Genomic DNA, 22286 nt, shown 5'->3' with positions numbered 1-22286 from the left:
GAGGCGGCGATGCGCGCGACGATGGCGTTTATGCTGGTCCTGGCGTCGGGCGCGGCGGTGGCGCGCGACAATGGCCCTGCGGTGCCCGACGCGGTGCCCGCCGGCGCGGCGCGCAGTTGCGTGCCGATCATGGCGCTGCGCGAGAGCCTGGTGCGCAGCGACCGGGTGATCGACTTCCACACCGGCGGCGACCGTTATTATCGCGTGACGCTGCCGCGGCCCTGCCCGGGGCTGGGCTTCGAGCGTCGCTTCGCCTACGCGACCTCGATCGGGCAATTGTGCGCGCAGGACCTGATCACCGTGCTGTACCAGACCGGCGGGATGCGCGGTGCGAGCTGCGGGCTGGCGCCGTTCCAGCCGGTGACGATCGCGCGCCGGCGTGCGAAAAGCGGGTAGCGCGGCGGCGCGCACCCTGCTAGTCGCAGCCGACAGGCACCCGTAGCTCAGCTGGATAGAGCGCTGCCCTCCGAAGGCAGAGGCCACAGGTTCGAATCCTGTCGGGTGCGCCAGCCTCACATCACCGGCGATCGTGGTCGCGGCTCTGTCGTTCCGTCCGCCGGCCGACGCTCCCTCGCCTGTCTGTGCCACCGAAGGTGCGCGGGAGAGCCGGGCCAGAGGCGACGCCGCCCCGACACCACCGCACGATCGCCGAAGTTTCAGATGTAATCCGTTGCGCGTTGACAGAATAGAGCGGCTGGCAAAGCTTGTCGTCGCCTGTTCGTCGCTGTCCGGGCCACGCTGCCACGGCGTACCCGCATGATCGGGTGCGGACGAGAACCAGAAGATCGCCGACGCGGGCAAGAGGAGAGGCCCTACACCTCGATCCAAAGGGAGGACGACAATGATGCGTGCTTTACTCGCAGCAGCCTTCTTCATGCTGGCCGTTCCGGCACAGGCCGCGGTGATCGATTTCGAGGCCGAGCATGGCGCCCACGATCGCTTCCCGCGGAGCTTCGTCGAAGATGGCGTCAGGGTCAGCTATGACTCGGGCATCTTCGGCTTCAACCTGATCGACGATCCCGCCGCGCATCTCGGCATGTGCAGCCCCGGATGCACGTCCAACGGCACCACCGCGCTCTACGCCTTCAATGACAGCAGCGTCACCTTCGATCTGGAGAATGGCGGATTGTTCTCCTTCACCGCGCTGGACATCGCGCAGACCTGGCTCGACTCCGATCGACCGCTGGACGTGACGCTGATCGGCGCCGGAGCCGCGGGCATCGTGACGCGAACGATCTCGCTGGGCGCGCAGCAGGCGGAGAGTTTCTCCTCGCTCTCCTTCTCCGACTTCGCGAACCTCTCCTCGCTCACCATCAGGGGCGGGTCGGAGTTCGCGATCGACAATGTCGCCATCTCGACCCCGGCCGTCCCGGAACCCGCCACATGGGCGCTGATGATCGCCGGGTTCGGCATCGTCGGCGGCGCGCTTCGCCGACGGCCGCTGCAACCTCGCCTCGCATGACGTGGAAGGGGCGCGGCGTGCACGACCGCGCCCCTTCGCCGCCGCTGGCCCGGGCGCATTGGCAAACGATCGTTAACGCTCTTGTCCTATGCAGGCGCAACCCGCTCGACCGCCGAGCCCATCGATAGGCCCTGTCATGCTCCGTCGCCTCCTCACAGACAGCAAGGGCGCCACGGCGATCGAATATGCCTTCATCGCGATGATGATCGCGCTGGCGGCCATCGGGGGGATGAAGGGGCTGGGCGGCCAGCTATCGAACACCTTCAACACGGTCTCGACCAAGATGGCGAACTGAGCCGCCCTGCGGCCCCGTGCCGCGGACGGCGCTCAGCTATATGCGATCATTCGCCCGCACGCGCCGACCGCGAGCCACAGCAGCAGCGAACCCGCCGCCATCAGCCGCGCCGCGACGGGTGGATCGTCGCGGTCGCGCCACAGCAGGCGGAACAGTGCCGCATTGGCGAGAGCGACGCCGATCAGCACCAGCTTGACGCGAAAAATGTCCGACCCCGCCAGCGTCCTGCCATCCGCCGCGAACAACAGCACGCCCGTCGCCGCCATCAGCGCCAGCCCGGCGAGCGCGACCGGGGTGAGCGCGCGCGACAAGGCCGCCGCGGGCAGTCGCGGCCAGGCGCCCGCCAGCCGGAGGTCGACCACGCCGATCCCGCCCACCAGCATCACCAGCCCGAGCAGATGGAGCGTGTTGACCCAGGCGTACCGGTCACCGCCGGCCCAGGCGCGCACCCCCGCCGCGTCGAGCCAAGCCGCCGCGCCGGCGAGCCACGCCTCCACCTCAACGCAGCTCGATCGTCTTCCCGCCCGCCGCGATGCGCTCGATCCGCATCTCGCGCGTGCCGTCGCGGCGCGCATAGCCGGTCAGCGTCACCGGCTGGCCCGGCGCGATCATCGCCTGGGTCAGGCCGCGCGCGTCCATCCGCTGCGTCGGGGCGAGCACGATCGTCCACTGCTGCTTGTTCCAGGTCATCTCGGCGGTGCCGTGCGGGTTGCTCCAATTCACCTTGGAGAAGCGGCCCTTGACGGTGAGCGGCTTGCTCTCGTCATAGCTGCTCCAGCCATGATGCGCCGCGACCGGCGCGGCGAGGAGCAGAGCGGGAAGGATGGCGTAGCGCATCATGTCTCGTCTCCCGTGCCTCCCGCCCCGCGCTGGTCGCGCGGCATGATCGCGGGTGCGGCGCGATCATGCCGCAAAGCCGCCGCGGCGTCACGGCCGATCCCACCGCCACGGCCCGGCAAGAAACTCTTTGATATGAGGCAACTTACGCATCCGTGATCGGCCCGCGACGTATCTGTCACAGGATTGCGGGAAGGCAGAGGGTGGCGGGACGACATCGCATCAAGCGGAGCCTGGCGGTGGCGGACGGCCGGCGGGTGCTGCTATACTTCTGGGGACATGAGACCGCACCGCGGATCCGCAACCTGGTCTGCGTCGACGCGGGCGATGCGCTGGTCTGGCAGGCGGAACTGCCGCCGTCCGACCATCCCGACTGTTTCGTCTCGCTCGAGCGCGATGGCGACGCGCTCGCGGTGCGGACCTTCAGCGGCCACCGGCTGACCCTCTGCGCCGACACCGGGGCGTTGCTCTAGCGTGTGATGCATCTGGTGTGATCCGACGGGGGGCTCCTGCGGCGCGGATCAGACTCTGCCCGCCACACGAGGTCCGCCCGCCTGTCCCCTCACCCGTAGCGCTCCGCCTTCCACGGATCGCCGCGCAGATGGTAGCCGTTGCTCTCCCAGAAACCGGGCGCGTCGGCACCGAGCAGCTCGATGCGCGCGATCCACTTGGCGCTCTTCCAGAAATACAGGTGCGGGATGATCAACCGCGCCGGCCCGCCATGCTCGCGGCTGAGCGGTTGCCCCTGCCAGGCGTGCGCCACCAGCGCGTCGGGCGCGGCGAAATCCTCGATCAGCACGTTGGTGGTATAGCCGTCATGCCCATGGAGCATCACCGCATGCGCCTCGGGACGCGGCACCGCCAGATCCAGCAGTTCGCGCGTGCTGACCCCCGTCCAGTCATTGTCGTAGCGTGACCAACTGGTGACACAGTGAATGTCCGAGCGTGATCGCGTCTCCGCCAGCGCGGTAAAGCCGGCCCAGTCGAGCGTGACCGGCCGCTCGACCAGCCCGCCGATCTCGAGCCGCCAGCGTGCCGTCGCCACGTCGGGCGTGCGCCCGAGATCGAGCACCGGCCAGTCGGTCACGACATGCTGGCCCGGCGGCAACCGCTCGCGCGCGCCGGTCGCCGGGGTAGCGCCGATGAAGCGCCGCTCCTCCGCCCAGCGCCGCTTGGTCCGGGTGAGCTTGCTATCGGCGGGACGATCGTCGGTCATCTGCTGCCTCCGCGCGACAACATGGCGTCGCGCACGGTCGCGGCCAAGAGGCCGGTCGCACCGCGCGGCCGGTTGCGACACCAGCGCGAGCCCCTACCTGCGTCGGGTGGAGACGTTGGAGGATCTCGCCGCGCGCGTCCGCGCCTGCACCGCCTGCGCGGCGGAATTGCCGCTCGGCCCGCGCCCGGTGATCCAGGTCTCCGCGAGCGCGCGACTGCTGGTGGCGAGCCAGGCACCGGGGAGCAAGGTCCACGCCAGCGGTATGCCGTTCGACGACGCCTCGGGCGACCGGCTGCGCGCGTGGATGGGAGTGAGCCGCGCGACCTTCTACGACGCGCGCCAGGTGGCGACGCTGCCGATGGCCTTCTGCTATCCCGGCCGCGCCAGCGGAGGCGATCGCCCGCCGCCGCGGCGCTGCGCCGCGCTGTGGCGCGAGTCGCTGCTGGCGGCGATGCCGCAGATCCGGCTGACGCTGCTGGTCGGCAGCTATGCGCAGGCGCACCTGCTCGGCGCCGGGCCGCTGACGCCGCGCGTGGCGGATTATCGCGCGTACCTGCCCGCGGTCTTCCCGCTGCCGCACCCGTCGTGGCGCTCGCAGCTGTGGATGCGGCGCCATCCCTGGTTCGAGGCCGAGGCGCTGCCCGCGCTGCGCGCCGCGGTGGCCGCGGCGCTGGATTAGGTCCATGCCCGGGTCACTGCGCGATTGTCGCGTTTGATGACTCGCCCGGCGCCAGCGGAACCTTCGCCGCATCCCGCGCGGTTGCCGCCTTCTCGGTCACGGCAGCGGAGACAGGCATGAGCATCGCGTCGGCACTCGGGCTGGGCGGCAGGAAGGTGCGCTACGCCATCGTCGGGCTCGGCGACATCGCGCAGGAGGCGCTGATGCCCGGCGTGAAGCATACCGGCAATTCGGAGATCACTGCCCTGGTCTCGGGCGATCCCGTCAAGCTCACCCAGCTCGGCAAGAAATACGGCGTCCGGCACCTTTACGGCTATGACAGCTTCGCCGCGCTGCTGGGCACGGGCACGATCGACGCGATCTATCTCGCCACGCCCAACTGGCGCCACGCCGAATTCGCCGTGCCCGCGCTGGAAGCGGGGATCCACGTGCTGTGCGAGAAGCCGCTCGAGGTCTCGACCGAGCAGGCCGAGGCGATCGCCGCCGCCGCGCGGCGCGGCGGTGCCAGGCTGATGACCGCCTACCGCCTCCACTTCGAGCCCGCGACGCTCGATGCGATCCGCCGCATCCGCGCGGGCGAGATCGGCACGCCGATCGCCTTCACCTCGCTGTTCACCCAGCCGCTCGACCCGGCCAACCATCGCGCGCGTCATGGCATCGAGGCCGGGCCGCTGTTCGACATGGGGCCTTATCCGATCAACGCGATCCGCTATCTGTTCGGCGCCGAGCCGGTCGAGGTCGTCGCCGCGACCGCGGTGCGCCACGCCGAGGCGGGGCTCGGCGACCTCGACGACACCGTCGCGGTGACGCTGCGGCTGCCCGGCGACCGGCTCGCGCAATTCACCGTCAGCTACGCCGCCGATACCGTCGACAGCCTGATCCTGGTCGGCACCAAGGGATCGATCGAGATGAACCCCGCCTATGGCTTCGGCCAGGGTCTCGCGCAGTATCGCCGCATCGGCGGGCGCGACTCGCACGAGACCTTCCCCGCCACCGACCAGTTCGGCGGCGAGCTGCGCTACTTCTCCGACTGCATCCTGGAAGGCCGCGACCCCGAACCCGACGGCGAGGAGGGTTTGGCCGACCTGGCGGTGATCGAGGCAATCGTCGCGGCACTGCGCAGCGGTCATGCCGAGCCGGTCAAAGTGAAGCAGCGGACGCGAAGGATCGACCCCGACGCACAGGTGCAGACGCTGCGAACGGTATCGACGCCCGAGCCGGTCAACGCCTCCTCCCCCACGCGCGACTGAGCGGCGCCATATGCCCCACGCAGAACGCCGCCTCGCGGGCCATGCCGCGATCGTCACCGGGGCGAGCTCCGGGATCGGCCTCGCGGTCGCCGAGGCGCTGGCACGAGCCGGCGCCGCGGTCGCGGTCAATTACCGCTCGCAGCGCGAGCCCGCCGACGCGCTGGTCGCGCGGATCGAAGCCGCGGGCGGCCGCGCGATCGCGGTCGAGGCCGATGTCTCGCGCGAGGACGAGGTGCGCCGGATGTTCGACGAGACGGTCGCCGCCTTCGGGCGCGTCGACGTGCTCGTCGCCAATTCGGGCGTGCAGCAGGATGCCGCGATCGCCGATCTGACGCTCGACCAGTGGAACACGGTGATCGGGGTCAATCTGACCGGGCATTTCCTCTGCGCGCGGGAGGCGGTGCGACGTTTCCGCGCGCAGCCGCGCGAGGGCCGCCCCGCGCGCAGCGCCGGCACGATCATCGCGATGAGCTCGGTCCACGAAGTCATCCCCTGGGCCGGCCATGTCAATTATGCCGCGGCCAAGGGCGGCGTGCGTATGCTGACGCGCTCGCTCGCGCAGGAGGTGGCGGGCGACGCGATCCGCGTCAACGCCATCGCGCCGGGCGCGATCCGCACCCCGATCAACGAGGATGCCTGGGACACGCCCGAGGCGCTGGAGCGACTGCTCCGGCTGATCCCCTACGGCCGCATCGGCGAGCCCGATGACGTCGCGCGCGCGGCGGTGTGGCTCGCCTCCGACGACGCCGATTACGTCACCGGCACGACCTTGTTCGTCGACGGCGGGATGACGCTCTACCCCGAGTTCCGCGACAATGGCTGAGGCGCCCGCGCGCACGATCGGCGACCGCGGCATCGTCGGTGACATGGAGACCGCCGCGCTGGTCGCGCGCGACGGCACGATCGACTATCTCTGCTGGCCCTCGCTCGACAGCCCCACGATCTTCGCCGACCTGCTCGACGCCGGCACGGGCGGCGCCTTCACGCTCTCGCCGCGGCTCGACGATCCGCGGCGGATGCAGCTCTACGTCCCCGACACCAACGTGCTGATCACGCGCTGGATGGCGCTGGAGGGCAGCGCCGAGGTGGTCGACCTGATGCCGCATCCCGACGCCGCGGCGACGCTGGGCGCGCGCTGCCTGATCCGCCGCGTCACCGTCACTCAGGGCACCGTGGGGTTCAACGCCTGCTGCGCGCCGCGCTTCGACTATGCGCGCGAGCGGCCGCGCGTGGACGTCGAGGGTCGCAGCGCCCGTTTCGTCGGCGCGGACCTGGCGCTGCGGCTGCACGCCTCGATGCCGCTGCGCGCGGGCGACGCCGCCGCGACCGCGGACTTCACGCTCGCCGCGGGCGACAGCGCCTGGTTCGTGCTCGGCGAGGACGCGCTCGTCGCGCCCGACGATGCCGCCGTGCAAGCGGCCGTCGCGGCCACCGCCGCGGCCTGGCGGCGCTGGCTCGGCCATGCCAGCTACAGGGGCCGGTGGCGCGAGCAGATGATGCGCTCGGCGCTCGCGCTCAAGCTGCTGACCTCGGCGCGCCACGGGTCGATCGCCGCGGCCGCGACCTTCTCCTTGCCCGAGGCGACCGGCGCGGGGCGCAACTGGGACTATCGCGCCACCTGGATCCGCGACGCCTCCTTCACCGTCTATGCCTTCATGCGGCTGGGCTTCGTCGACGAGGCCGAGCATTTCCGCCGCTGGGCGGGCGAGCGCGTGATGCAGGCGGACCGCGACCACCCGATCCGCGTGATGTACGCGATCGACGGTTCCGAGGCGGCGGACGAACAGGAGCTGGACCATCTCAAGGGCCACGCCGGCAGCCGCCCGGTACGAATCGGCAATGCGGCGCACGCGCAGACCCAGCTCGACATCTTCGGCGAGCTGCTCGACAGCACCTATCTATCGAACAAATACGGCGCCGCGATGAGCCACGCGGGGTGGCAGCACGTTCGCGGTATCGTCGATTTCGTCATCGCGCACTGGCAGGAGCCCGATGCCGGGATCTGGGAGATGCGATCGGCGCCGCGCCACTTCCTCCACTCGCGGGTGATGTGCTGGGTCGCGCTCGACCGTGCGATCCGGCTGGCGAAGAAGCGCTCGCTGCCCGCCCCGCTGGTCGCCTGGTCGGAGGCGCGTGACGCGATCGTCGAGGACGTGTGGACGCATTTCCGCCATCCGATCCACGGCCATTTCGTCCAGGAGCGCGGCGGCACCGCGCTCGACGCCGCGCTGCTGATGATGCCGCTGGTGCGCTTCGTCTCCTCGACCGACCCGGTGTGGCTGAGCACGCTCGACGCGATCGGGCGCGAGCTGCGCGACGACGGACTGGTCTATCGCTACCGCAATGCCGACGGGCTGGAGGGCGGCGAAGGTGCCTTCACCACCTGCACCTTCTGGTACGCCGAATGCCTCGCGCGGGCGGGGCGGCTGGAAGAGGCTCAGCTGATGCTCGAGAAGGGCATCGCTTATGGCAACAATCTCGGCCTGTTCGCCGAGGAGCAGGACCGGCGCGGCGTGGCGCTGGGGAACTTCCCGCAGGCGCTGACGCACCTCGCCTTCATCAGCGCGGCCTATTTCCTCGATCGTCGGCTCGACCCCGGCTATCGGCCGAACTGGCAGCCGTGACGCCGGCGCACGGAAAGACGCGGCGGAACGCCGACGCCAATTGTGTCGAGCCGGCGACGCGCGCCGGCCTAAGAGACTGATCCGTCGCGGCCGAACCGTGCTCCTGCGAACGCAGGAGCCCAGAGTCACGAGCGTTATGTCTGCGGCACTGGGCTCCTGCTTCCGCAGGAGCACGGTTCACTCGGGTCGACGCCTACTCCGGCGAACGCCTCCTGCGCCGGCGACAGCACCCGCTGGTCCACACGCCAGTGCGCCACGTCTACCCCGCCTCCGCGAGGTAGACGCTCCGATTCACTGGTTGTTCTGGCGGTGCAGGAAGCGCGGCAGGTCGCCGCCCTCGCCCTCGTCGCTGCGGCCGCCGGCGTTGCGCGTCGCATTCTGCATCCGCTCGAACAACGTGCCACCCAGCTTGACGCGCGGCTGCGGCGGCGCCTCCTCGCCCTCGCCGCCCGGCGCGAGAAAGCGGCGGCGCGCGGCGTCGCCCGCCGGCGCCTGCGGCGCGGGCACCAGCGAATCGGCACCGAGCAGCAGCTCGTCGTCGGCGGGCGCGGCCGGCGTCGGCTCGGCCACCGGACCCGTGGTCGGCGGCACGCCCTGCGCCATCGCGTCCGCGGCGGCGCCGCTCGGCTGCTGCGGCGGCACCTCGGGGGTCGGCTGATAGGCGCTCGGCACCGGCGCGGGCGTCGGAGTCGGCGCAGGCTGCGGTGCGGGGGTCGGCGCCGCAGCGCTCGGCGCGGCGTCGCTGCGGCGCGGCGCCGAGAAGCTGAAGGTGCGCGCCGGCTCGGCCGGGGTGCTGCTCGCCGGCGCGGCGGTGCCGACGCTGTTCTCGATGCCCGTCGCGACCACCGAGACGCGGATCTTGCCCTCGAGCTCGGGGTTGAACGCCGACCCCCAGATGATGTTGGCGTCGGGGTCGACCAGCTCGCGGATGTGGTTGGCGGCCTCGTCGACCTCGAGCAGGCGCATGTCGTCGCCGCCGGTGATCGAGACGATCACGCCCTTGGCGCCCTGCATCGAGACGCCGTCGAGCAGCGGGTTGGCGATCGCCTTCTGCGCCGCGATCAGCGCGCGATCGTCACCCTCGGCCTCGCCGGTGCCCATCATCGCCTTGCCCATCTCCTGCATCACCGAGCGGACGTCGGCGAAGTCAAGGTTGATGAGGCCGGGCATCACCATCAGGTCGGTGATGCCGCGCACGCCCTGCTGGAGCACCTCGTCGGCCATCTCGAAGGCCTGTTTGAACGTGGTGTTGGCGTTGGCGACCAGGAACAGGTTCTGGTTCGGGATCACGATCAGCGTGTCGACGAACTTCTGCAGCTCCTCGATCCCCGCGTCGGCCGACTTGGCGCGGCGGTTGCCCTCGAAGCTGAAGGGCTTGGTGACGACGCCGACGGTCAGGATGCCCATGTCGCGCGCGGCCTTGGCGATCACCGGGGCGGCGCCGGTACCGGTGCCGCCGCCCATGCCCGCGGCGATGAAGCACATGTGGCTGCCCTCGAGCAGGCGCGACAGCTCGTCGATCGTCTCTTCCGCGGCGGCGCGGCCGATCTCGGGGCGGCTGCCCGCGCCGAGCCCCTGCGTGATCTTGGCGCCGAGCTGGATCTTCTGCTCCGCCTCGGACTGTTTCAAAGCCTGCGCGTCGGTGTTGGCGACGAGGAACTGCACGCCCTGCACGTCGGCGCGCATCATGTTGGCGATGGCGTTGCCGCCGGCGCCGCCGACCCCCACGACGGTGATGCGCGGGGTGAGATCGTCGAGATCCGGGGTGATGAATTCGATGCTCATCGCGTGCTTACTCCGTCCGCTCCGCGCCGCCGTCACTCGCGCGGTTAATTTTGACCGATGTGCAACAACGAGGCGCCGGGCGAAAGAGGAAACACCGCGAAACGCCCTGTAGCCGCGTCAATAATTCGCCTTGGCCGCCTGCACGAGCTTCCAGAAACCGCGCAGGCCGCGCTGGCGGTGGACCATCTGCTGCGACGGCACGAGCCCGCGCAGGTCGATCGGGTCGCTCGCCGCGAAGAAGGCCAGCCCCGCCAGCGTGGCGAAACCCGGCCCCGAATGCGCCTCGGGCAGTCCGGTCAGCCCCTTGGGCCGGCCGACGCGGACCGAGCGGCCGAGCGCCTGCTGGGCGTAATCGGCGATGCCCTTGAGCTCCGCCCCGCCGCCGGTGAGCACCACCTGGCGCCCGACCGGCCCCTCGAACTTCAGCTCCTTGAGCGCCGCCTGGATCTCGCTGGTGAGATGCTCGAGCCGCTGCCGGATCACCGCGATCAGCGCCGCCTTGGTGATCTGCAGCGCCTCCGACCCCTCGTCGTCGGTGCGCTCGCGGATCGTCACCATCTCATGGTTGTCGCGCGGCGAGGCGTTGGCCGAGCCGTGGAAGCATTTGATCCGCTCGGCCTGGAGCCGCGTCGTGCCGAATGCCGAGGCGATGTCGTCGGTGATGTCCGCGCTGCCGTAGGGGATCGACTTGAGCCCGACCAACATCGAGCCCGCGAACAGCGAGACGTTGGTGATCCCCGCGCCGATCTCGACTAGCGCCACGCCGAGGTCGCGCTCCTCGGCGCTGAGGCAGGCCAGGCCGGTGGCGACGGGCGCGGCGATGATCGATTTCACCTCGAGGTGCGCCGAACGCACGCACAGGTCGAGGTTGCGCACGGGCGAGCCGTCCGCGGCGATGACGTGGATGTGGACGCCGAGCCGGTCGGCGTGGAGCCCGAGCGGCTTCTTCACCCCGGTGAGGCCGTCAAGCGTGTAGAGCGCGGGCTGGGCGTGGAGCACCATGCGGCCCGCGGGGTCAATCGACTGGCGCCCTTCCTGAAGCAACGCGTCGATATCGGCCTGCTCGATCCGCATGCCGCCCAGTTCGGCCTCGATGAAGGCCTCGTCGCTCACCAGCCCGCCGGCGGAGAAACCCGCCCAGACGTTCTCGATGTTGAAGCCCGCGATCCGCTCGGCCTGCTCCACCGCCTCGCGCACCGCGACCTCGGTCGAGTCCATGTCGGCGATATAGCCGCGCTTGACGCCGCGGCTCTCGCGCTGGCCGGTGCCGAGCACCACCAGCTCGCCGCCGTCGCCTTTCTGCGCGATCATCGCCGACACCTTGGACGAGCCGATGTCGAGCGCGGTGATCAACCCGTCCGGTGCTGCCTTGGCCATGCTGTCCCCCTCATGTCCTGTGTCACGCCTCGCCGACGCGCGTCGTTTCCCGCGCGCGCGTCGCCGTCGTCTCGTTGCCGGTACCGCCGTCGGTGGCGTTGCCCGCCACCGCGTCGGCGCTGCCGTCGTCCTGCAGGCGCTGGTGCAAATCCTGCCCCGGCTTGCGCGCGACCAGCTTGGCCGGATCGCGCAGGTCGAAGCGGACCCAGCCCTTGCCGAGCAGCGATCGCGCGCCGTCGAGCTGCGCGAACTTGATCAGCGCCTGCGCCGCGCCGTCCTGCGGCAGCGCCAGCGTCTCGCCGGTGTCGAAGGTGAGGTCCCAGCGGCGGTTGCCGATCCAGGTGGCGGCGCGGATGCGCGGCTTGAGCGCGGGCGCGGCGGCGAGCAGCGCCTGATAGCCGGCCTCCTGCCGGTCCGCCCCGGGCCCGATCACCAGCGGCAGGTCGGGCATATGCGCCGGATCAACCGGGGCGAGCAGCTGGCCGGTCGGGTCGATCAGCGTGAGCTGGCCGTTGTCCTGCCAGATCGCGGCGGGCTCGCGCTCGGTGATGTGGATCAGCAGCCGGTCGGGCAGCCGACGCGCGACATAGGCGTCGGCGATCCAGCCGTAGGCGAGCAGCCGCTCGCGCACGCGCTCCAGGTCGACCCGCAGCATCGCGCGGCTGGGCTGGTCCTCCAGCGCGATCGCGTAGACGGTCTCGCGGTCCATCCGCTTGAGCCCGGTGATGTCGACCTGCTCGACCTCCAGTCCGGCGCGCCCCGCCGCCTCGGCGATACCGACGCCGATCGCCTGCGGCACGCCGAGCACGGTGGCGAGCGACAGCGCCGCGGCGCCGACGCCGCCGAGCAGGGTCCAGGTCACCGCGCGGCGGAGCGTCTCCTCGCTGACCGGCAGGCGCGCAATCAGCCGGTCGCCGAGCGACGCCTTGGGCGCGCGCCGCCGGTTGTTGACCGCGCGCCGCGGCGGGGGTCCGCCGCGCTTGATGGTGCGGCTCACCGCGGCGTGTCCTTCGCGCGCGCCGCCGCCTTCGGTGCCGGCGCGCGCATCGCGGCGTCGACGATCGCCTGCACCAGCGCGGCGTAGCTCATCCCGGTGTGGCGCGCCTGCTCGGGGACGAGGCTCAGCGCGGTCATCCCCGGCTGGGTGTTGACCTCGAGCAGGAACAGTCCGTCGACGCCGCGCTCGTCGTCCCAGCGGAAGTCGGAGCGGCTGCAGCCGCGGCAGCCGAGCACGCGATGCGCCTGGAGCGCGAGGTCGCGGCACGCCTCGGCGATCTCGTCGGGTACCGGCGCGGGGAAGAGATGCTCGGTCATGCCGTCGGTGTATTTGGCATTGTAATCATACCAGCCCGACTTGGGCCGCAGCTCGGTGACGCCGAGCGCGCGCGCGCCGTCGGCCCCGTCGAGCACCGCGGTGGTCAGCTCGCGCCCGCGGACATAGGGCTCGGCGAGCAGCTCGTCGAATTCCTGCCAAGGCCCAGCGGTGTCGCGTCCGATCGGGCTGCCGTAATTGCCGCCCGCGGTGACGATCGCGACGCCCACGGAGGAGCCCTCGTTGACCGGCTTGAGGACATAGGGGCGCGGCAGCGGATCGGCCTCGTAGACGTCCGCGGAGCGGACGATGCGCCCGCCCGGCATCGGCACGCCCGCGGGGACGAGCACCTGCTTGGTCAGCACCTTGTCAATCGCGATCACCGAGGTGGCGAGCCCGGAGTGGGTATAGCGCAGCCCCATCAGCTCGAGCAGCCCCTGAACGCTGCCGTCCTCCCCCGGCGTGCCGTGGAGCGCGTTGAAGACGAGGTCGGGCGCCGCCGCGGCGAGATCGGCGGCGACGCTCGGGGTGAGATCGACGCGGGTGACGCGGTGGCCGAGCGACTCGAGCGCCTCGGCGACGCCCGCGCCCGAGTTGAGCGACACCTCGCGCTCGGCCGACCAGCCGCCCATGAGGACCGCCACGTGGAGACGCCTAAACTCCTCCCCATGCCGGACAGGATCAAGTTGAACGCCCACGCGCTGTATCTCCCATTCCAGTTCGACGCCGCTCGCGGCCTTGACCCGCGCGCGCACGTCCTCGCCCAGCGCCTCGATCTCGGCGCTGCTCGCGGCGCCGAGATTGAGCAGGAAGTTGGTGTGCTTCTCGCTCACCTGCGCGTCGCCGCGGCGCAGCCCGCGGCAGCCCGCGGCGTCGACCAATTCCCATGCCTTGGCGCCCGGCGGATTCTTGAAGGTGGAGCCGCCGGTGCGCGAGCGCAGCGGCTGGCTCGCCTCGCGCGCGGCGGCGATGCGGTCCATCTCGGCCTGGATCGCGGCGGGCTCGCCCGGCACGCCGCGGAAGGTCGCGCCCACCACCATCGCGCCGTCGGGCAGCGCCGAGTGGCGGTAGCTGTAGCCCAGCGCGTTACGCGACAGCGTCCGCCGCGTGCCGTCGCGCAGCACTACCTCGGCCTCGACCAGCACGTCGGCGGTCTCGCGGCCGTAGGCGCCGCCGTTCATCCGCACGAAGCCGCCGACCGTACCGGGAATCGAGCGCAGGAACTCCACCCCCGCGACGCCGGCGTCGCGCGCGGTCGACGAGACCAGGATGCCGCTCGCCCCGCCGCCGCAGCGCAGCCGCGAGTCGCCGATCGGCTCGACCCTGGCGAAGGCCTTGCCCAGCCGGATCGTCACGCCCGGCACGCCGCCGTCGCGCACGATCAGGTTGGAGCCGAGCCCGAGCGGCAGCACCGGCACGCGCGCGTCGAGCGCGGCGAGGAAGGCGGCGAGATCGTCGGCGTCGGCGGGCTCGAACAGCCACTCGGCCGCGCCGCCGCTCTTGAACCAGACCAGCGGCGCCAGCGCGGCCCCGGCGGTGAGCCGCCCGCGCACCGGAGGGAGCGTCGCGACGTTCACCGCCGCTGTGCCGTGATCGCGGCGGCGAGCCCCGCCGCCCATTTGGTGATGTCGCCCGCGCCGAGGCAGATCACCTGGTCGCCCGCGCGCAGCTCGCCCGCGAGCGCGGCGGCGAGCGCGGCGGCGTCCTCGACCAGCTCGGCCTGGCGATGGCCGCGGTCGCGCAGCCCCGCCACCAGCGCGGCCGAGTCGACGCCGGGCACCGGCGCCTCGCCCGCGGCATAGACCGGGGTGACGTATACGAGGTCGGCGTCGTTGAAGGCGCCGCGGAACTCCTCCATCAGGTTGCCGAGCCGCGAGTAACGGTGCGGCTGCACCACCGCGATCACGCGACCCTGCGCCGACTCGCGCGCGGCGGCGAGCACCGCGCGGATCTCGACCGGATGGTGGCCGTAATCGTCGACGATCGTCGCCGCGCCGCCGTCGAGCGCGACCTCGCCCACCTTGGTGAAGCGCCGCTTCACGCCGGAGAAGCGCTCGAAGCCCTTCTGAATCGTCGCGTCATCGATGCCGAGCTCGAGCGCGACGCCGATCGCCGCCAGCGCGTTCTGGACGTTGTGGCGCCCCGGCATCGGCAGGTCGATCCCCTCGATCGAGCGCACCGCGCCGTCACGCGCGCGCACCTGCGCCTCGAAGCGGTTGCCGCCGGGATAGGGCGTGACGTTGACCCCGCGCACGTCGGCCGACGCCGCGAAACCATAAGTGACGATGCGGCGGTCGCGCACGCGCGGGATCAGCGCCTGCACCTCGGGATGGTCGAGGCACAACAGCGCCGCGCCGTAGAAGGGCACGTTCTCGACGAACTCGACATAGGCGTCCTTGGCGCGATCGAAGCTGCCGTAATGGTCGAGGTGCTCGGGATCGATGTTGGTCACCACCGCGATCGTGCCGTCGAGCCGCAGGAAGCTGCCGTCGCTCTCGTCCGCCTCGACGACCATCCAGTCGCTCGCACCGAGCCGGGCGTTCGAGCCGTAGCTGTTGATGATGCCGCCGTTGATCACGGTCGGGTCGACCCCGCCGGCGTCGAGCAGCGCCGCCACCATCGAGGTGGTGGTGGTCTTGCCGTGCGTGCCCGCGACCGCGACGGTCGACTTCAGCCGCATCAGCTCGGCGAGCATCTCGGCACGGCGCACCACGGGGACGCGGTTCTGGAGCGCCGCCTCCACCTCGGGGTTGCCGCGCTTCACCGCGGTGGAGGTGACCACCACCGCCGCGCCCGCGACATTGGCGGCGTCGTGCCCGATCGTCACGGTGATGCCGCGCGCGCGCAGGCCCTCGACGACATAGCCCTCGGCGACGTCCGAGCCCTGCACCGTGTAGCCGAGATTGTGCATCACCTCGGCGATGCCGGACATGCCGATCCCGCCGATGCCGACGAAGTGGATCGTCCCGATGTCGGTGGCGACCCCTCTCACGCGAACGCCTTCCGCTGCTGGACGCGCCCGACCGGCAGCCGCGAGGCGGGCGAGTCGAGGCTCTCGACCAGGTCGGCAAGGTCGCTCGCCGCCTCGGGGGTACCGCAGGCGCGCGCGCGCGCGGCGGCATTCTGGAGCGCCTCGGGATCGAGGCCGAGTTTCTGCATCTGCTTGGCAAGCTCGCTGGGCGTGAACGCCGCCTGCGCGATCGTGCGCGCGCCGCCGGCGCGGGTGATCTCGCGCGCGTTGGCGGTCTGGTGGTCGTCGGTGGCACTGGGCAGCGGCACCAGGATGGCGGGTCGGCCCGCCGCGGTCAGCTCGGCGATGGTCGACGCGCCCGCGCGCGCGATCACGACATGCGCCCAGCCGAGCTGCTCGGGCAGGTCGGGCAGATAGGTGGCGAGATCGGCCGCGATCTCGAGCCGCGCGTAGGTCTCGCGCGCGGCGTCGATGTCCTCGATGCGCGCCTGATGAGTCACCTGGAGCCGGCGGCGGAACGCGACCGGCAGCATCGCCAGCCCCTCGGGCACCACCTGGCTCAGCACCGAGGCGCCCTGGCTGCCGCCGGTGACGAGCACGCGGAAGATGCTGTCCTCGTCGAGCAAAGGATAGGGCTTGGCGCGCAGCGCGAGCACGCTCTCGCGCACCGGATTGCCGACGTGATGCGCCTTGGCGCGGTGGCGCGGGCGCAGCCGCTCGGTCTCGGCGTAGCTGGTCGCGATCGCGTCGACCTTGCCCGCCACCAAGCGGTTGACGCGGCCGAGCACGGCGTTCTGCTCGTGCACCGCGGTGCGGATCCCCGCCGCGAACGCCGCCGACAGCGCGGGATAGGCGGGATAGCCGCCGAAGCCGATCACCGCAGCGGGCTTGAACGTCCGGTACAGCTCGGCCGCCATGGCGCGGCCCTGCATCATCAGCCGCGCCGCCTTGGCCCAGCCGAGTGGTCCGCCGGCGAAGCGGCCAGCTGGGATGACGTGGGTCTGCACGTCCTCGAACAACCCTGGAAAGCGCACCCCGCGCGCGTCGCTCACCAGCGCGACGCGGTGGCCGCGCTTGGTCAGCTCGGTCGCGAGCGCGGCGGCGGGCACCATGTGGCCGCCGGTGCCGCCCGCGGCGAGCACGAAGTGGCGCGGGCGGAAGTCCTGCACGGGCGTCATTCGGCATTCCATCGGGTGATATAGGGGCTGCGCAGCAGGAACGGATTGCGCCGCGTGAACGCCAGCAGCAGCCCCATGCCGAGCGACAGCGCCACCATCGACGAGCCGCCGTAGCTGATGAAGGGCAGCGTCATCCCTTTGGAGGGCGCCAGCCCCGTATTGACCGCCATCGAGATCAGCGCCTGCGCGCCGAACTGCACCGCCAGACCCGAGGCGGCGAGCAATTTGAACGGGTCCTGCTCGTCGAGCAGCTTGACGAACACGCGCACCACGAGCGCGAGGAAGACCAGCGCCACCACCATGCAGGCGAGCAGCCCGAACTCCTCGCCGATCACCGAGAAAATATAGTCGGTGTGCGCCTCGGGCAGGCCGTATTTGACCGTGCCGCCGCCCGGGCCGGTGCCGAACCAGCCGCCCGAGGTGAGCGTGCGATGCGCGGCGTCGGTCTGGAAATGGTCCGCCGCGCCCTCGCCTTCCACGCCGGGGAAGAGGAAGGCGTCGATGCGCGCGCGCGCGGTGCTGTAGAAGAGATAGGCCGCCACCAGCGCCGCGGGCACCATCGCGACGAAGCCCATGATCACGCGCGTCGGCGTCCCCGCGATCGTGACGAGCGCGAGCCAGATGCAGCAGAAGATCACGGTCTGGCCGAAGTCGGGCTGGAGCATCAGCAGCACCGCGATCAGCCCGGTGAGCCCCGCCGTGATCATCGTCACCGGCAGCTCCTCGTCGCGCGACTTGAGCGACAGCAGCCACGCCACCGCGACGACGAAGAAGGGCTTGAGAAACTCGGACGGCTGGAACTGCGCGAAGCCGAAGCTGATCCAGCGCCGCGCGCCGTTCACCACCACCCCTCCGAAGGGCACGATCATCAGCAGCGCGACGCACACCGCCGCGCCGATCAGCGACATGCGCCGCGCCGCCGTGACGGGGAGCATCGACACGCCGAAGAGCACCGGCAGCGACACGCCCGCCCACAGCAGCTGGCGCCAGAAATAATGCAGCGGCGCGAACTTGAGGTGCTCGCCCGAGTAGCGCGAGGCGCTCGCCGGCGACCCCGCCGCGACCGCGATCAGCCCGATCGCGATCAAGAACAGCGCGAGCAGCAGCAACACCCGGTCGATGTCCCAGAACCAGGTGCCGAGCGGTGACGGGTCGCCGCGCCCGCCGCGTCCCTTGAGCCCCGCCCGCTGTGCCCTGCTCACGTCGGTCATGCCAGCGCCTCCACTGCCGCGCGGAACACGGTACCGCGATGCTCGTAATCGCGGAACTGGTCGAACGAGGCGGCGGCGGGCGACAGCAGCACCACCTCGCCGCGCCGCGCCTCGGCCGCGGCGATCCGCACCGCCTGCTCCAGCGTCCCCGCCTCGGCGACGGGGACGCGGTCGCGCAGCAGCGCGGCGAAGCGCGGGCCGGCCTCGCCGATCGTATAAGCGCGGACCACGTTGCCGAAATGCGGGGCGCAGGCGTCGAGGTCATCGCCCTTGGCGCGCCCGCCGAGGATCCAGTGGACGCGCGGGAAAGCCGCGAGCGCGGGGGCGGCGCTCTCGGGATTGGTCGCCTTGCTGTCGTCGATCCAAGTGACGCCGCCCAGCGTCGCCACCCGCTCCATCCGGTGCGGCAGGCCGTTGAAGCTCTCCAGCCCCGCCTCGATCGCGGCACGGTCGAGCCCGAACGCCTCCGCCACCGCGATCGCGGCCAGCGCGTTCTGCGCGTTGTGCGGCCCCTGCAGCGAGGGCCAGCGCGACTGGTCGAGCGGCGTGCCCGGCGCGATCGTGGTGATCGTCTCGCCGCGGTGCGCGAAGCCCTGCGCGACCGCGGCCGAGGCGGCGTCGCCGGTGCCGATCACCGCGCGGTGGTGCGGCGACTGCATCGCGAACAGCCGCGCCTTGCTGGCGGCATAATCCGCGAACCCGGCATAGCGGTCGAGATGGTCGGGGGTGACGTTGAGCAATACCGCGACGTCGCAGTCGAGCGTCTGCGTCAGGTCGATCTGGTAGCTCGACAGCTCGAGCACATAGACGCCGCCCGCGGGCAGCGGCGCCTGTGCGAGGATCGGCAGGCCGATGTTGCCGCCCATCCGCGCGGGCACGCCCGCGGTGTCGAGCAGGTGGTGGACGAGCGCCGTAGTGGTCGACTTGCCGTTGGTGCCGGTGATGCCGACCACCTTGTGCGGCGGCAGGTCGGCGCGGGCCTGCGCGAACAGCTCGATGTCGCCGACGATCGGCACGCCCGCGTCGCGCGCCGCCGCGGCGAGCGGGTGCGTGTTGAGCGGCACGCCCGGGGAGACGACCAGCGCGTCGAAGGCGGCGAGGTCGAAAGTGGCGAGGTCGGCGATCCGCAGATCCTCCCCGTGCGCGGGGAGGATCTGGTCGCGCTTCGCCGCGTCGCTATCCCACGCCGTCACGCGCGCGCCGGCGGCGAGCAGCGCGCGCACGGTCGCGGCGCCCGAGCGTGCCAGCCCGAGCACCGCATAATGTTTCCCCGCCCAGGCGCGCGCGAGAATCATCGTTCTGGACTCCGGCCCGCGCCGGGGTGCGATGAGGGCGATGACGACATCGCCCTCACCGCAGCTTCAACGTCGACAGGCCGGCGAGCGCCAGCACCAGCGCGATGATCCAGAAGCGGATCACCACGGTCGGCTCGCTCCAGCCGAGCTGCTCGAAATGGTGGTGGATCGGCGCCATGCGGAAGATGCGCTTGCCGGTCCTCTTGTACCAGAACACCTGGATGATGACGCTCAGCGCCTCCACCACGAACAGCCCGCCGATGATGCCGAGCACGATCTCATGGTGCGCCACCACCGCGATCGTCCCCAAAGCGCCGCCGAGCGCGAGGCTGCCGGTATCGCCCATGAACACCGCCGCGGGCGGCGCATTGTACCACAGGAAGGCGAGCCCCGCCCCGACCATCGCGCCGCAGAAGATCGCCATGTCGCCCGCGCGCGGCACGTGCGGGATACCGAGATAGTCCGCGAACTTCACGTTGCCGACCAGATAGGCGATGATCATGAACGCCACCGCGGCGATGATCACGGGCATGGTGGCGAGCCCGTCGAGCCCGTCGGTGAGGTTCACCGAATTGCCGAAGGCCACGATCGTGAAGGCGGCGAACAAAGGATAGGCATAGCCGAGGTCGATGAAATAGCGGTTGGTGAACGGCAGGTAGAGCGCCGAGCCGTTCTCCTGCATGATGATCCAGGCGGCGATGCCCGCGATCAGGAACTCGAGCAGCAGCCGGGTGCGCCCCGACACGCCCGCGGTGCTCGCCTTGCGCACCTTGTCATAGTCATCGAGGAAACCGATCGCGCCGAAGCCGAGCGTGACGCACAGGCACGCCCAGACGAACGGGTTGGCCAGGTTCATCCACAGCAGGATCGACAGCACCAGCGAGGTGAGGATCATCAGCCCGCCCATCGTCGGCGTGCCGCGCTTGGCGAGGTGGGTCTGCGGCCCGTCGGCGCGGATCGGCTGGCCCTTGCCCTGGCGCACGCGCAGCCAGCCGATGAAGCGCGGGCCGATGATGAGGCCGATGAACAAAGCGGTCGCCACCGCCGCGCCGGCGCGGAAGGAGAGATAGCGGATGAGGTTGAGCCCGCCGGGGAAACCCAGATGCTCGGCGATCCAGTACAACACTCAACTCACCTTGTCGGCGAGCGCGGCGACCAGCCGCGACAGCCCGACCCCGTTCGATCCCTTGACGAGCACCGCGTCTCCCGGACGGAGCAGGGCGCGGACCTGGTCCAGCGCCGCGGCGGCATCGCGCACATGGACGAAATCGACCTGCCCCTCAAGCGCCTGCGCGAGCGGCGCCATCGCCTCGCCGACCAGCACGGCCGTTTCGACCCGCGCCGCCACCACCGCCGGGGCGAGCGCCGCGTGATAGCCCGCCGACCCCGCGCCGAGCTCGCGCATCTCGCCCAGCACTGCGACGTGGCGGCCGGGCTCCTGCGCCAGCACCGCCAGCGTGGCGCGCATCGAGGCGGGGTTGGCGTTGTAGCTCTCGTCGATCAGCAGCGCGCGTCCCTCGCCGACCGCCACGTCGCGCCGCGCGCCGCGCCCCGCCAGCCCGCCGAGCTCGCCCAGCGCGAGGCCGGCGAGCGCGAGGTCGGCGCCGACCGCGTCGACCGCGGCGAGCACCGCCATCGCGTTCGATACCCAATGCTGGCCCGGCTGCGCGATCGTCATGCTCAGCTCGCGCGCGCCGACCTTGGCGCCGACGAAGGTGCCGCCGCGCGGCGAGGGCATCACCTCGGCGGCGTGGACGTCGGCGCGCTTGTCGAGCCCGAAGGTGACGATCTTGCCCGCATAGGGATGCGCCGCCGCGATCAGTCGGTCGCGGTGCGGGCTGTCATAGGGGACGATCGCGATGCCGCCGGGCTCGAGACCGCGGAAGATCTCGCCCTTGGCGTCGGCGATCGCGCTCTCGTCGGGGAAGAACTCGGTATGCGCCGGCGCGATCGCGGTGACGATCGCGACATGCGGGCGCACCAACGTGGTCAGATGCGCCAGCTCGCCGGGGTGGTTCATCCCCATCTCCAGCACCGCATAGTCGCTGTCGGCGGGCATGCGCGCGAGGCTGAGCGGGACGCCGGTGTGGTTGTTGTAGCTCTTGACCGAGCGGTGCGCGTGCCGGCTGGGCGAGCGGTCGAGCGCGGCGAACAGCGCCTCCTTGGTCGAGGTCTTGCCGACCGAGCCGGTGACGCCGATCACCTTGCCCTTTACCCGCGCGCGCGCGGCGCGGGCGAGCGCCTCGAGCGCGGCGAAGGTGTCGGCGACGCGAACCGCCGGGTGCGCGGTCTCGCTCGAGACGATCGCGCCGGCGGCGCCCTGCGCGAATGCCTGGTCGAGGAAGCGGTGGCCGTCGCTCTGCTCGCCCGCCAGCGCGACGAACAGGTCGCCCTCGCCCACCTCGCGCGAATCGAAGGCCACGCCATCGGCGGCGAAGTCGGCGGTGGCGGTTCCGCCGGTGGCAGCGGCGATGTCGGACGAGGTCCAGAGGCTCATGCCACGCCTCCCCAGCATGGAGAGGGGGACCGCGCCGAAGGCGTGGTGGAGGAATGGTCCGGCATACGGAACGCTTCTGATTGGTTGACGGAGGCCGAACCGTGCTCCTGCGCACGCAGGAGCCCAGGGCCGCAGGGATGACGCTCGTGGCCCTGGGCTCCTGCGTGCGCAGGAGCACGAGGGCAATTGAGTGTCGATGGACTAACCCACGGAAAGCGCAATGCCCGTGGCGTGCGCCCTCCCTCACACGCTCCGCGCGCGGTCCCTCGCCCGATCCAAGGGGAGATCTGGCCCACT

At 71.3% G+C, this 22286-nt stretch carries 21 protein-coding genes, 1 tRNA gene and 1 pseudogene; 9 read left to right on the top strand and 14 right to left on the bottom strand.

The window, feature by feature from the left end:
• Nucleotides 1-9: 9 nt before the first annotated feature.
• The 4 genes from EV292_RS09610 (at nt 10) to EV292_RS09595 (ending at nt 1757) form a co-directional block, all read left to right on the top strand.
• On the top strand, nt 10-396 hold the full coding sequence (locus EV292_RS09610; RefSeq protein WP_132908992.1) for a hypothetical protein: 387 nt from the start codon (nt 10-12) through the stop codon (nt 394-396).
• 36 nt (nt 397-432) lie between these two features.
• Nucleotides 433-509: transfer RNA gene (locus EV292_RS09605), tRNA-Arg, on the top strand.
• A 332-nt stretch (nt 510-841) separates the two neighbouring features.
• Nucleotides 842-1462, top strand: coding sequence for a PEPxxWA-CTERM sorting domain-containing protein (locus EV292_RS23095; protein WP_243693698.1), 621 nt, complete (start codon nt 842-844; stop codon nt 1460-1462).
• 136 nt (nt 1463-1598) lie between these two features.
• Nucleotides 1599-1757 (top strand): Flp family type IVb pilin, encoded by a 159-nt coding sequence (locus tag EV292_RS09595; RefSeq protein ID WP_132908991.1) that lies wholly within the window; start codon nt 1599-1601, stop codon nt 1755-1757.
• A 32-nt stretch (nt 1758-1789) separates the two neighbouring features.
• Here the strand turns inward: EV292_RS09595 and EV292_RS09590 are convergent, their stop codons facing one another.
• On the bottom strand, nt 1790-2254 hold the full coding sequence (locus tag EV292_RS09590) for a DUF6644 family protein (protein WP_207913393.1): 465 nt from the start codon (nt 2252-2254) through the stop codon (nt 1790-1792).
• A gap of 1 nt (nt 2255) precedes the next feature.
• The gene (locus tag EV292_RS09585) at nt 2256-2597 is read right to left on the bottom strand and encodes a DUF6152 family protein (protein WP_207913392.1); all 342 of its coding nucleotides are present in this window, start codon (nt 2595-2597) and stop codon (nt 2256-2258) included.
• A gap of 200 nt (nt 2598-2797) precedes the next feature.
• On the opposite strand from EV292_RS09585, the gene EV292_RS09580 reads away from it, so the two are divergent.
• The gene (locus EV292_RS09580) at nt 2798-3067 is read left to right on the top strand and encodes a hypothetical protein (protein WP_132908990.1); all 270 of its coding nucleotides are present in this window, start codon (nt 2798-2800) and stop codon (nt 3065-3067) included.
• An 89-nt stretch (nt 3068-3156) separates the two neighbouring features.
• On the opposite strand, the gene EV292_RS09575 is transcribed toward EV292_RS09580, so the two are convergent.
• Nucleotides 3157-3810: a sulfite oxidase-like oxidoreductase gene (locus EV292_RS09575; RefSeq protein WP_132908989.1), complete on the bottom strand. Its 654-nt coding sequence runs from the start codon at nt 3808-3810 to the stop codon at nt 3157-3159.
• 106 nt (nt 3811-3916) lie between these two features.
• On the opposite strand from EV292_RS09575, the gene EV292_RS09570 reads away from it, so the two are divergent.
• From EV292_RS09570 to EV292_RS09555, 4 genes are all read left to right on the top strand, one after another.
• Nucleotides 3917-4489, top strand: a complete 573-nt coding sequence (locus tag EV292_RS09570; RefSeq protein WP_243693697.1) for a uracil-DNA glycosylase family protein — start codon at nt 3917-3919, stop codon at nt 4487-4489.
• A 116-nt stretch (nt 4490-4605) separates the two neighbouring features.
• Entirely contained in the window at nt 4606-5739 is a 1134-nt protein-coding gene (locus EV292_RS09565) for a Gfo/Idh/MocA family oxidoreductase (protein WP_132908987.1), read from the top strand.
• A gap of 10 nt (nt 5740-5749) precedes the next feature.
• Entirely contained in the window at nt 5750-6562 is an 813-nt protein-coding gene (locus EV292_RS09560; RefSeq protein ID WP_132908986.1) for a glucose 1-dehydrogenase, read from the top strand.
• Nucleotides 6555-8363 carry a glycoside hydrolase family 15 protein gene (locus EV292_RS09555; protein ID WP_132908985.1) on the top strand — a complete coding sequence of 603 codons (1809 nt, stop codon included), beginning with the start codon at nt 6555-6557 and terminating at the stop codon, nt 8361-8363. The genes EV292_RS09560 and EV292_RS09555 overlap by 8 nt, the downstream gene beginning before the upstream one ends.
• A 291-nt stretch (nt 8364-8654) precedes the next feature.
• On the opposite strand, the gene ftsZ is transcribed toward EV292_RS09555, so the two are convergent.
• The 11 genes and pseudogenes from ftsZ to murF all read right to left on the bottom strand — a co-directional run bounded on the left by ftsZ (nt 8655) and on the right by murF (nt 21989).
• Nucleotides 8655-10148: a cell division protein FtsZ gene (gene ftsZ, locus EV292_RS09550; RefSeq protein ID WP_132908984.1), complete on the bottom strand. Its 1494-nt coding sequence runs from the start codon at nt 10146-10148 to the stop codon at nt 8655-8657.
• Between the two features lie 117 nt (nt 10149-10265).
• Nucleotides 10266-11525: a cell division protein FtsA gene (ftsA, locus tag EV292_RS09545; RefSeq protein ID WP_132908983.1), complete on the bottom strand. Its 1260-nt coding sequence runs from the start codon at nt 11523-11525 to the stop codon at nt 10266-10268.
• 22 nt (nt 11526-11547) lie between these two features.
• On the bottom strand, nt 11548-12522 hold the full coding sequence (locus EV292_RS09540) for a cell division protein FtsQ/DivIB (RefSeq protein WP_132908982.1): 975 nt from the start codon (nt 12520-12522) through the stop codon (nt 11548-11550).
• Nucleotides 12519-13481: a D-alanine--D-alanine ligase gene (locus EV292_RS09535; protein WP_279432422.1), complete on the bottom strand. Its 963-nt coding sequence runs from the start codon at nt 13479-13481 to the stop codon at nt 12519-12521. The genes EV292_RS09540 and EV292_RS09535 overlap by 4 nt, the downstream gene beginning before the upstream one ends.
• A 45-nt stretch (nt 13482-13526) precedes the next feature.
• Nucleotides 13527-14456 (bottom strand): annotated as a pseudogene (murB, locus tag EV292_RS09530) (UDP-N-acetylmuramate dehydrogenase); the annotation flags it as partial.
• Nucleotides 14411-15829 (bottom strand): UDP-N-acetylmuramate--L-alanine ligase, encoded by a 1419-nt coding sequence (gene murC, locus EV292_RS09525; RefSeq protein ID WP_132908981.1) that lies wholly within the window; start codon nt 15827-15829, stop codon nt 14411-14413. The gene murC and the pseudogene murB, both read right to left, overlap by 46 nt.
• Nucleotides 15826-16986 carry an undecaprenyldiphospho-muramoylpentapeptide beta-N-acetylglucosaminyltransferase gene (gene murG / locus EV292_RS09520; protein ID WP_132908980.1) on the bottom strand — a complete coding sequence of 387 codons (1161 nt, stop codon included), beginning with the start codon at nt 16984-16986 and terminating at the stop codon, nt 15826-15828. The genes murC and murG overlap by 4 nt, the downstream gene beginning before the upstream one ends.
• Nucleotides 16983-18197 carry a putative peptidoglycan glycosyltransferase FtsW gene (locus EV292_RS09515; protein WP_132908979.1) on the bottom strand — a complete coding sequence of 405 codons (1215 nt, stop codon included), beginning with the start codon at nt 18195-18197 and terminating at the stop codon, nt 16983-16985. Before EV292_RS09515 ends, murG begins: the two co-directional genes overlap by 4 nt.
• Nucleotides 18194-19492, bottom strand: coding sequence for a UDP-N-acetylmuramoyl-L-alanine--D-glutamate ligase (murD, locus tag EV292_RS09510; RefSeq protein WP_132908978.1), 1299 nt, complete (start codon nt 19490-19492; stop codon nt 18194-18196). The genes EV292_RS09515 and murD overlap by 4 nt, the downstream gene beginning before the upstream one ends.
• Before the next feature lie 55 nt (nt 19493-19547).
• Nucleotides 19548-20618: a phospho-N-acetylmuramoyl-pentapeptide-transferase gene (gene mraY / locus EV292_RS09505; RefSeq protein WP_132908977.1), complete on the bottom strand. Its 1071-nt coding sequence runs from the start codon at nt 20616-20618 to the stop codon at nt 19548-19550.
• The gene (murF, locus tag EV292_RS09500) at nt 20619-21989 is read right to left on the bottom strand and encodes a UDP-N-acetylmuramoyl-tripeptide--D-alanyl-D-alanine ligase (RefSeq protein WP_132908976.1); all 1371 of its coding nucleotides are present in this window, start codon (nt 21987-21989) and stop codon (nt 20619-20621) included.
• Between the last annotated feature and the right edge of the window lie 297 nt (nt 21990-22286).

The organism is Sphingomonas sp. BK235, from assembly GCF_004345855.1.
Taxonomy (GTDB): Bacteria; Pseudomonadota; Alphaproteobacteria; order Sphingomonadales; family Sphingomonadaceae; genus Sphingomonas.
This window is presented reverse-complemented; position numbering and strand designations above follow the sequence as displayed.

Excerpts from the sequence above, each read along its gene's own strand:
- EV292_RS09555 (WP_132908985.1), top strand. The coding sequence starts at position 6,555 with ATGGCTGAGGCGCCCGCGCGCACGATCGGCGACCGCGGCATCGTCGGT.
- EV292_RS09595 (WP_132908991.1), top strand. The coding sequence starts at position 1,599 with ATGCTCCGTCGCCTCCTCACAGACAGCAAGGGCGCCACGGCGATCGAA.
- ftsA (WP_132908983.1), bottom strand. The coding sequence starts at position 11,525 with ATGGCCAAGGCAGCACCGGACGGGTTGATCACCGCGCTCGACATCGGC.
- EV292_RS09575 (WP_132908989.1), bottom strand. The coding sequence starts at position 3,810 with ATGACCGACGATCGTCCCGCCGATAGCAAGCTCACCCGGACCAAGCGG.
- EV292_RS09565 (WP_132908987.1), top strand. The coding sequence starts at position 4,606 with ATGAGCATCGCGTCGGCACTCGGGCTGGGCGGCAGGAAGGTGCGCTAC.
- murF (WP_132908976.1), bottom strand. The coding sequence starts at position 21,989 with ATGAGCCTCTGGACCTCGTCCGACATCGCCGCTGCCACCGGCGGAACC.
- EV292_RS09585 (WP_207913392.1), bottom strand. The coding sequence starts at position 2,597 with ATGATGCGCTACGCCATCCTTCCCGCTCTGCTCCTCGCCGCGCCGGTC.
- ftsZ (WP_132908984.1), bottom strand. The coding sequence starts at position 10,148 with ATGAGCATCGAATTCATCACCCCGGATCTCGACGATCTCACCCCGCGC.
- murG (WP_132908980.1), bottom strand. The coding sequence starts at position 16,986 with ATGACGCCCGTGCAGGACTTCCGCCCGCGCCACTTCGTGCTCGCCGCG.
- EV292_RS09610 (WP_132908992.1), top strand. The coding sequence starts at position 10 with ATGCGCGCGACGATGGCGTTTATGCTGGTCCTGGCGTCGGGCGCGGCG.
- murD (WP_132908978.1), bottom strand. The coding sequence starts at position 19,492 with ATGATTCTCGCGCGCGCCTGGGCGGGGAAACATTATGCGGTGCTCGGG.
- EV292_RS23095 (WP_243693698.1), top strand. The coding sequence starts at position 842 with ATGATGCGTGCTTTACTCGCAGCAGCCTTCTTCATGCTGGCCGTTCCG.
- EV292_RS09515 (WP_132908979.1), bottom strand. The coding sequence starts at position 18,197 with ATGACCGACGTGAGCAGGGCACAGCGGGCGGGGCTCAAGGGACGCGGC.
- EV292_RS09560 (WP_132908986.1), top strand. The coding sequence starts at position 5,750 with ATGCCCCACGCAGAACGCCGCCTCGCGGGCCATGCCGCGATCGTCACC.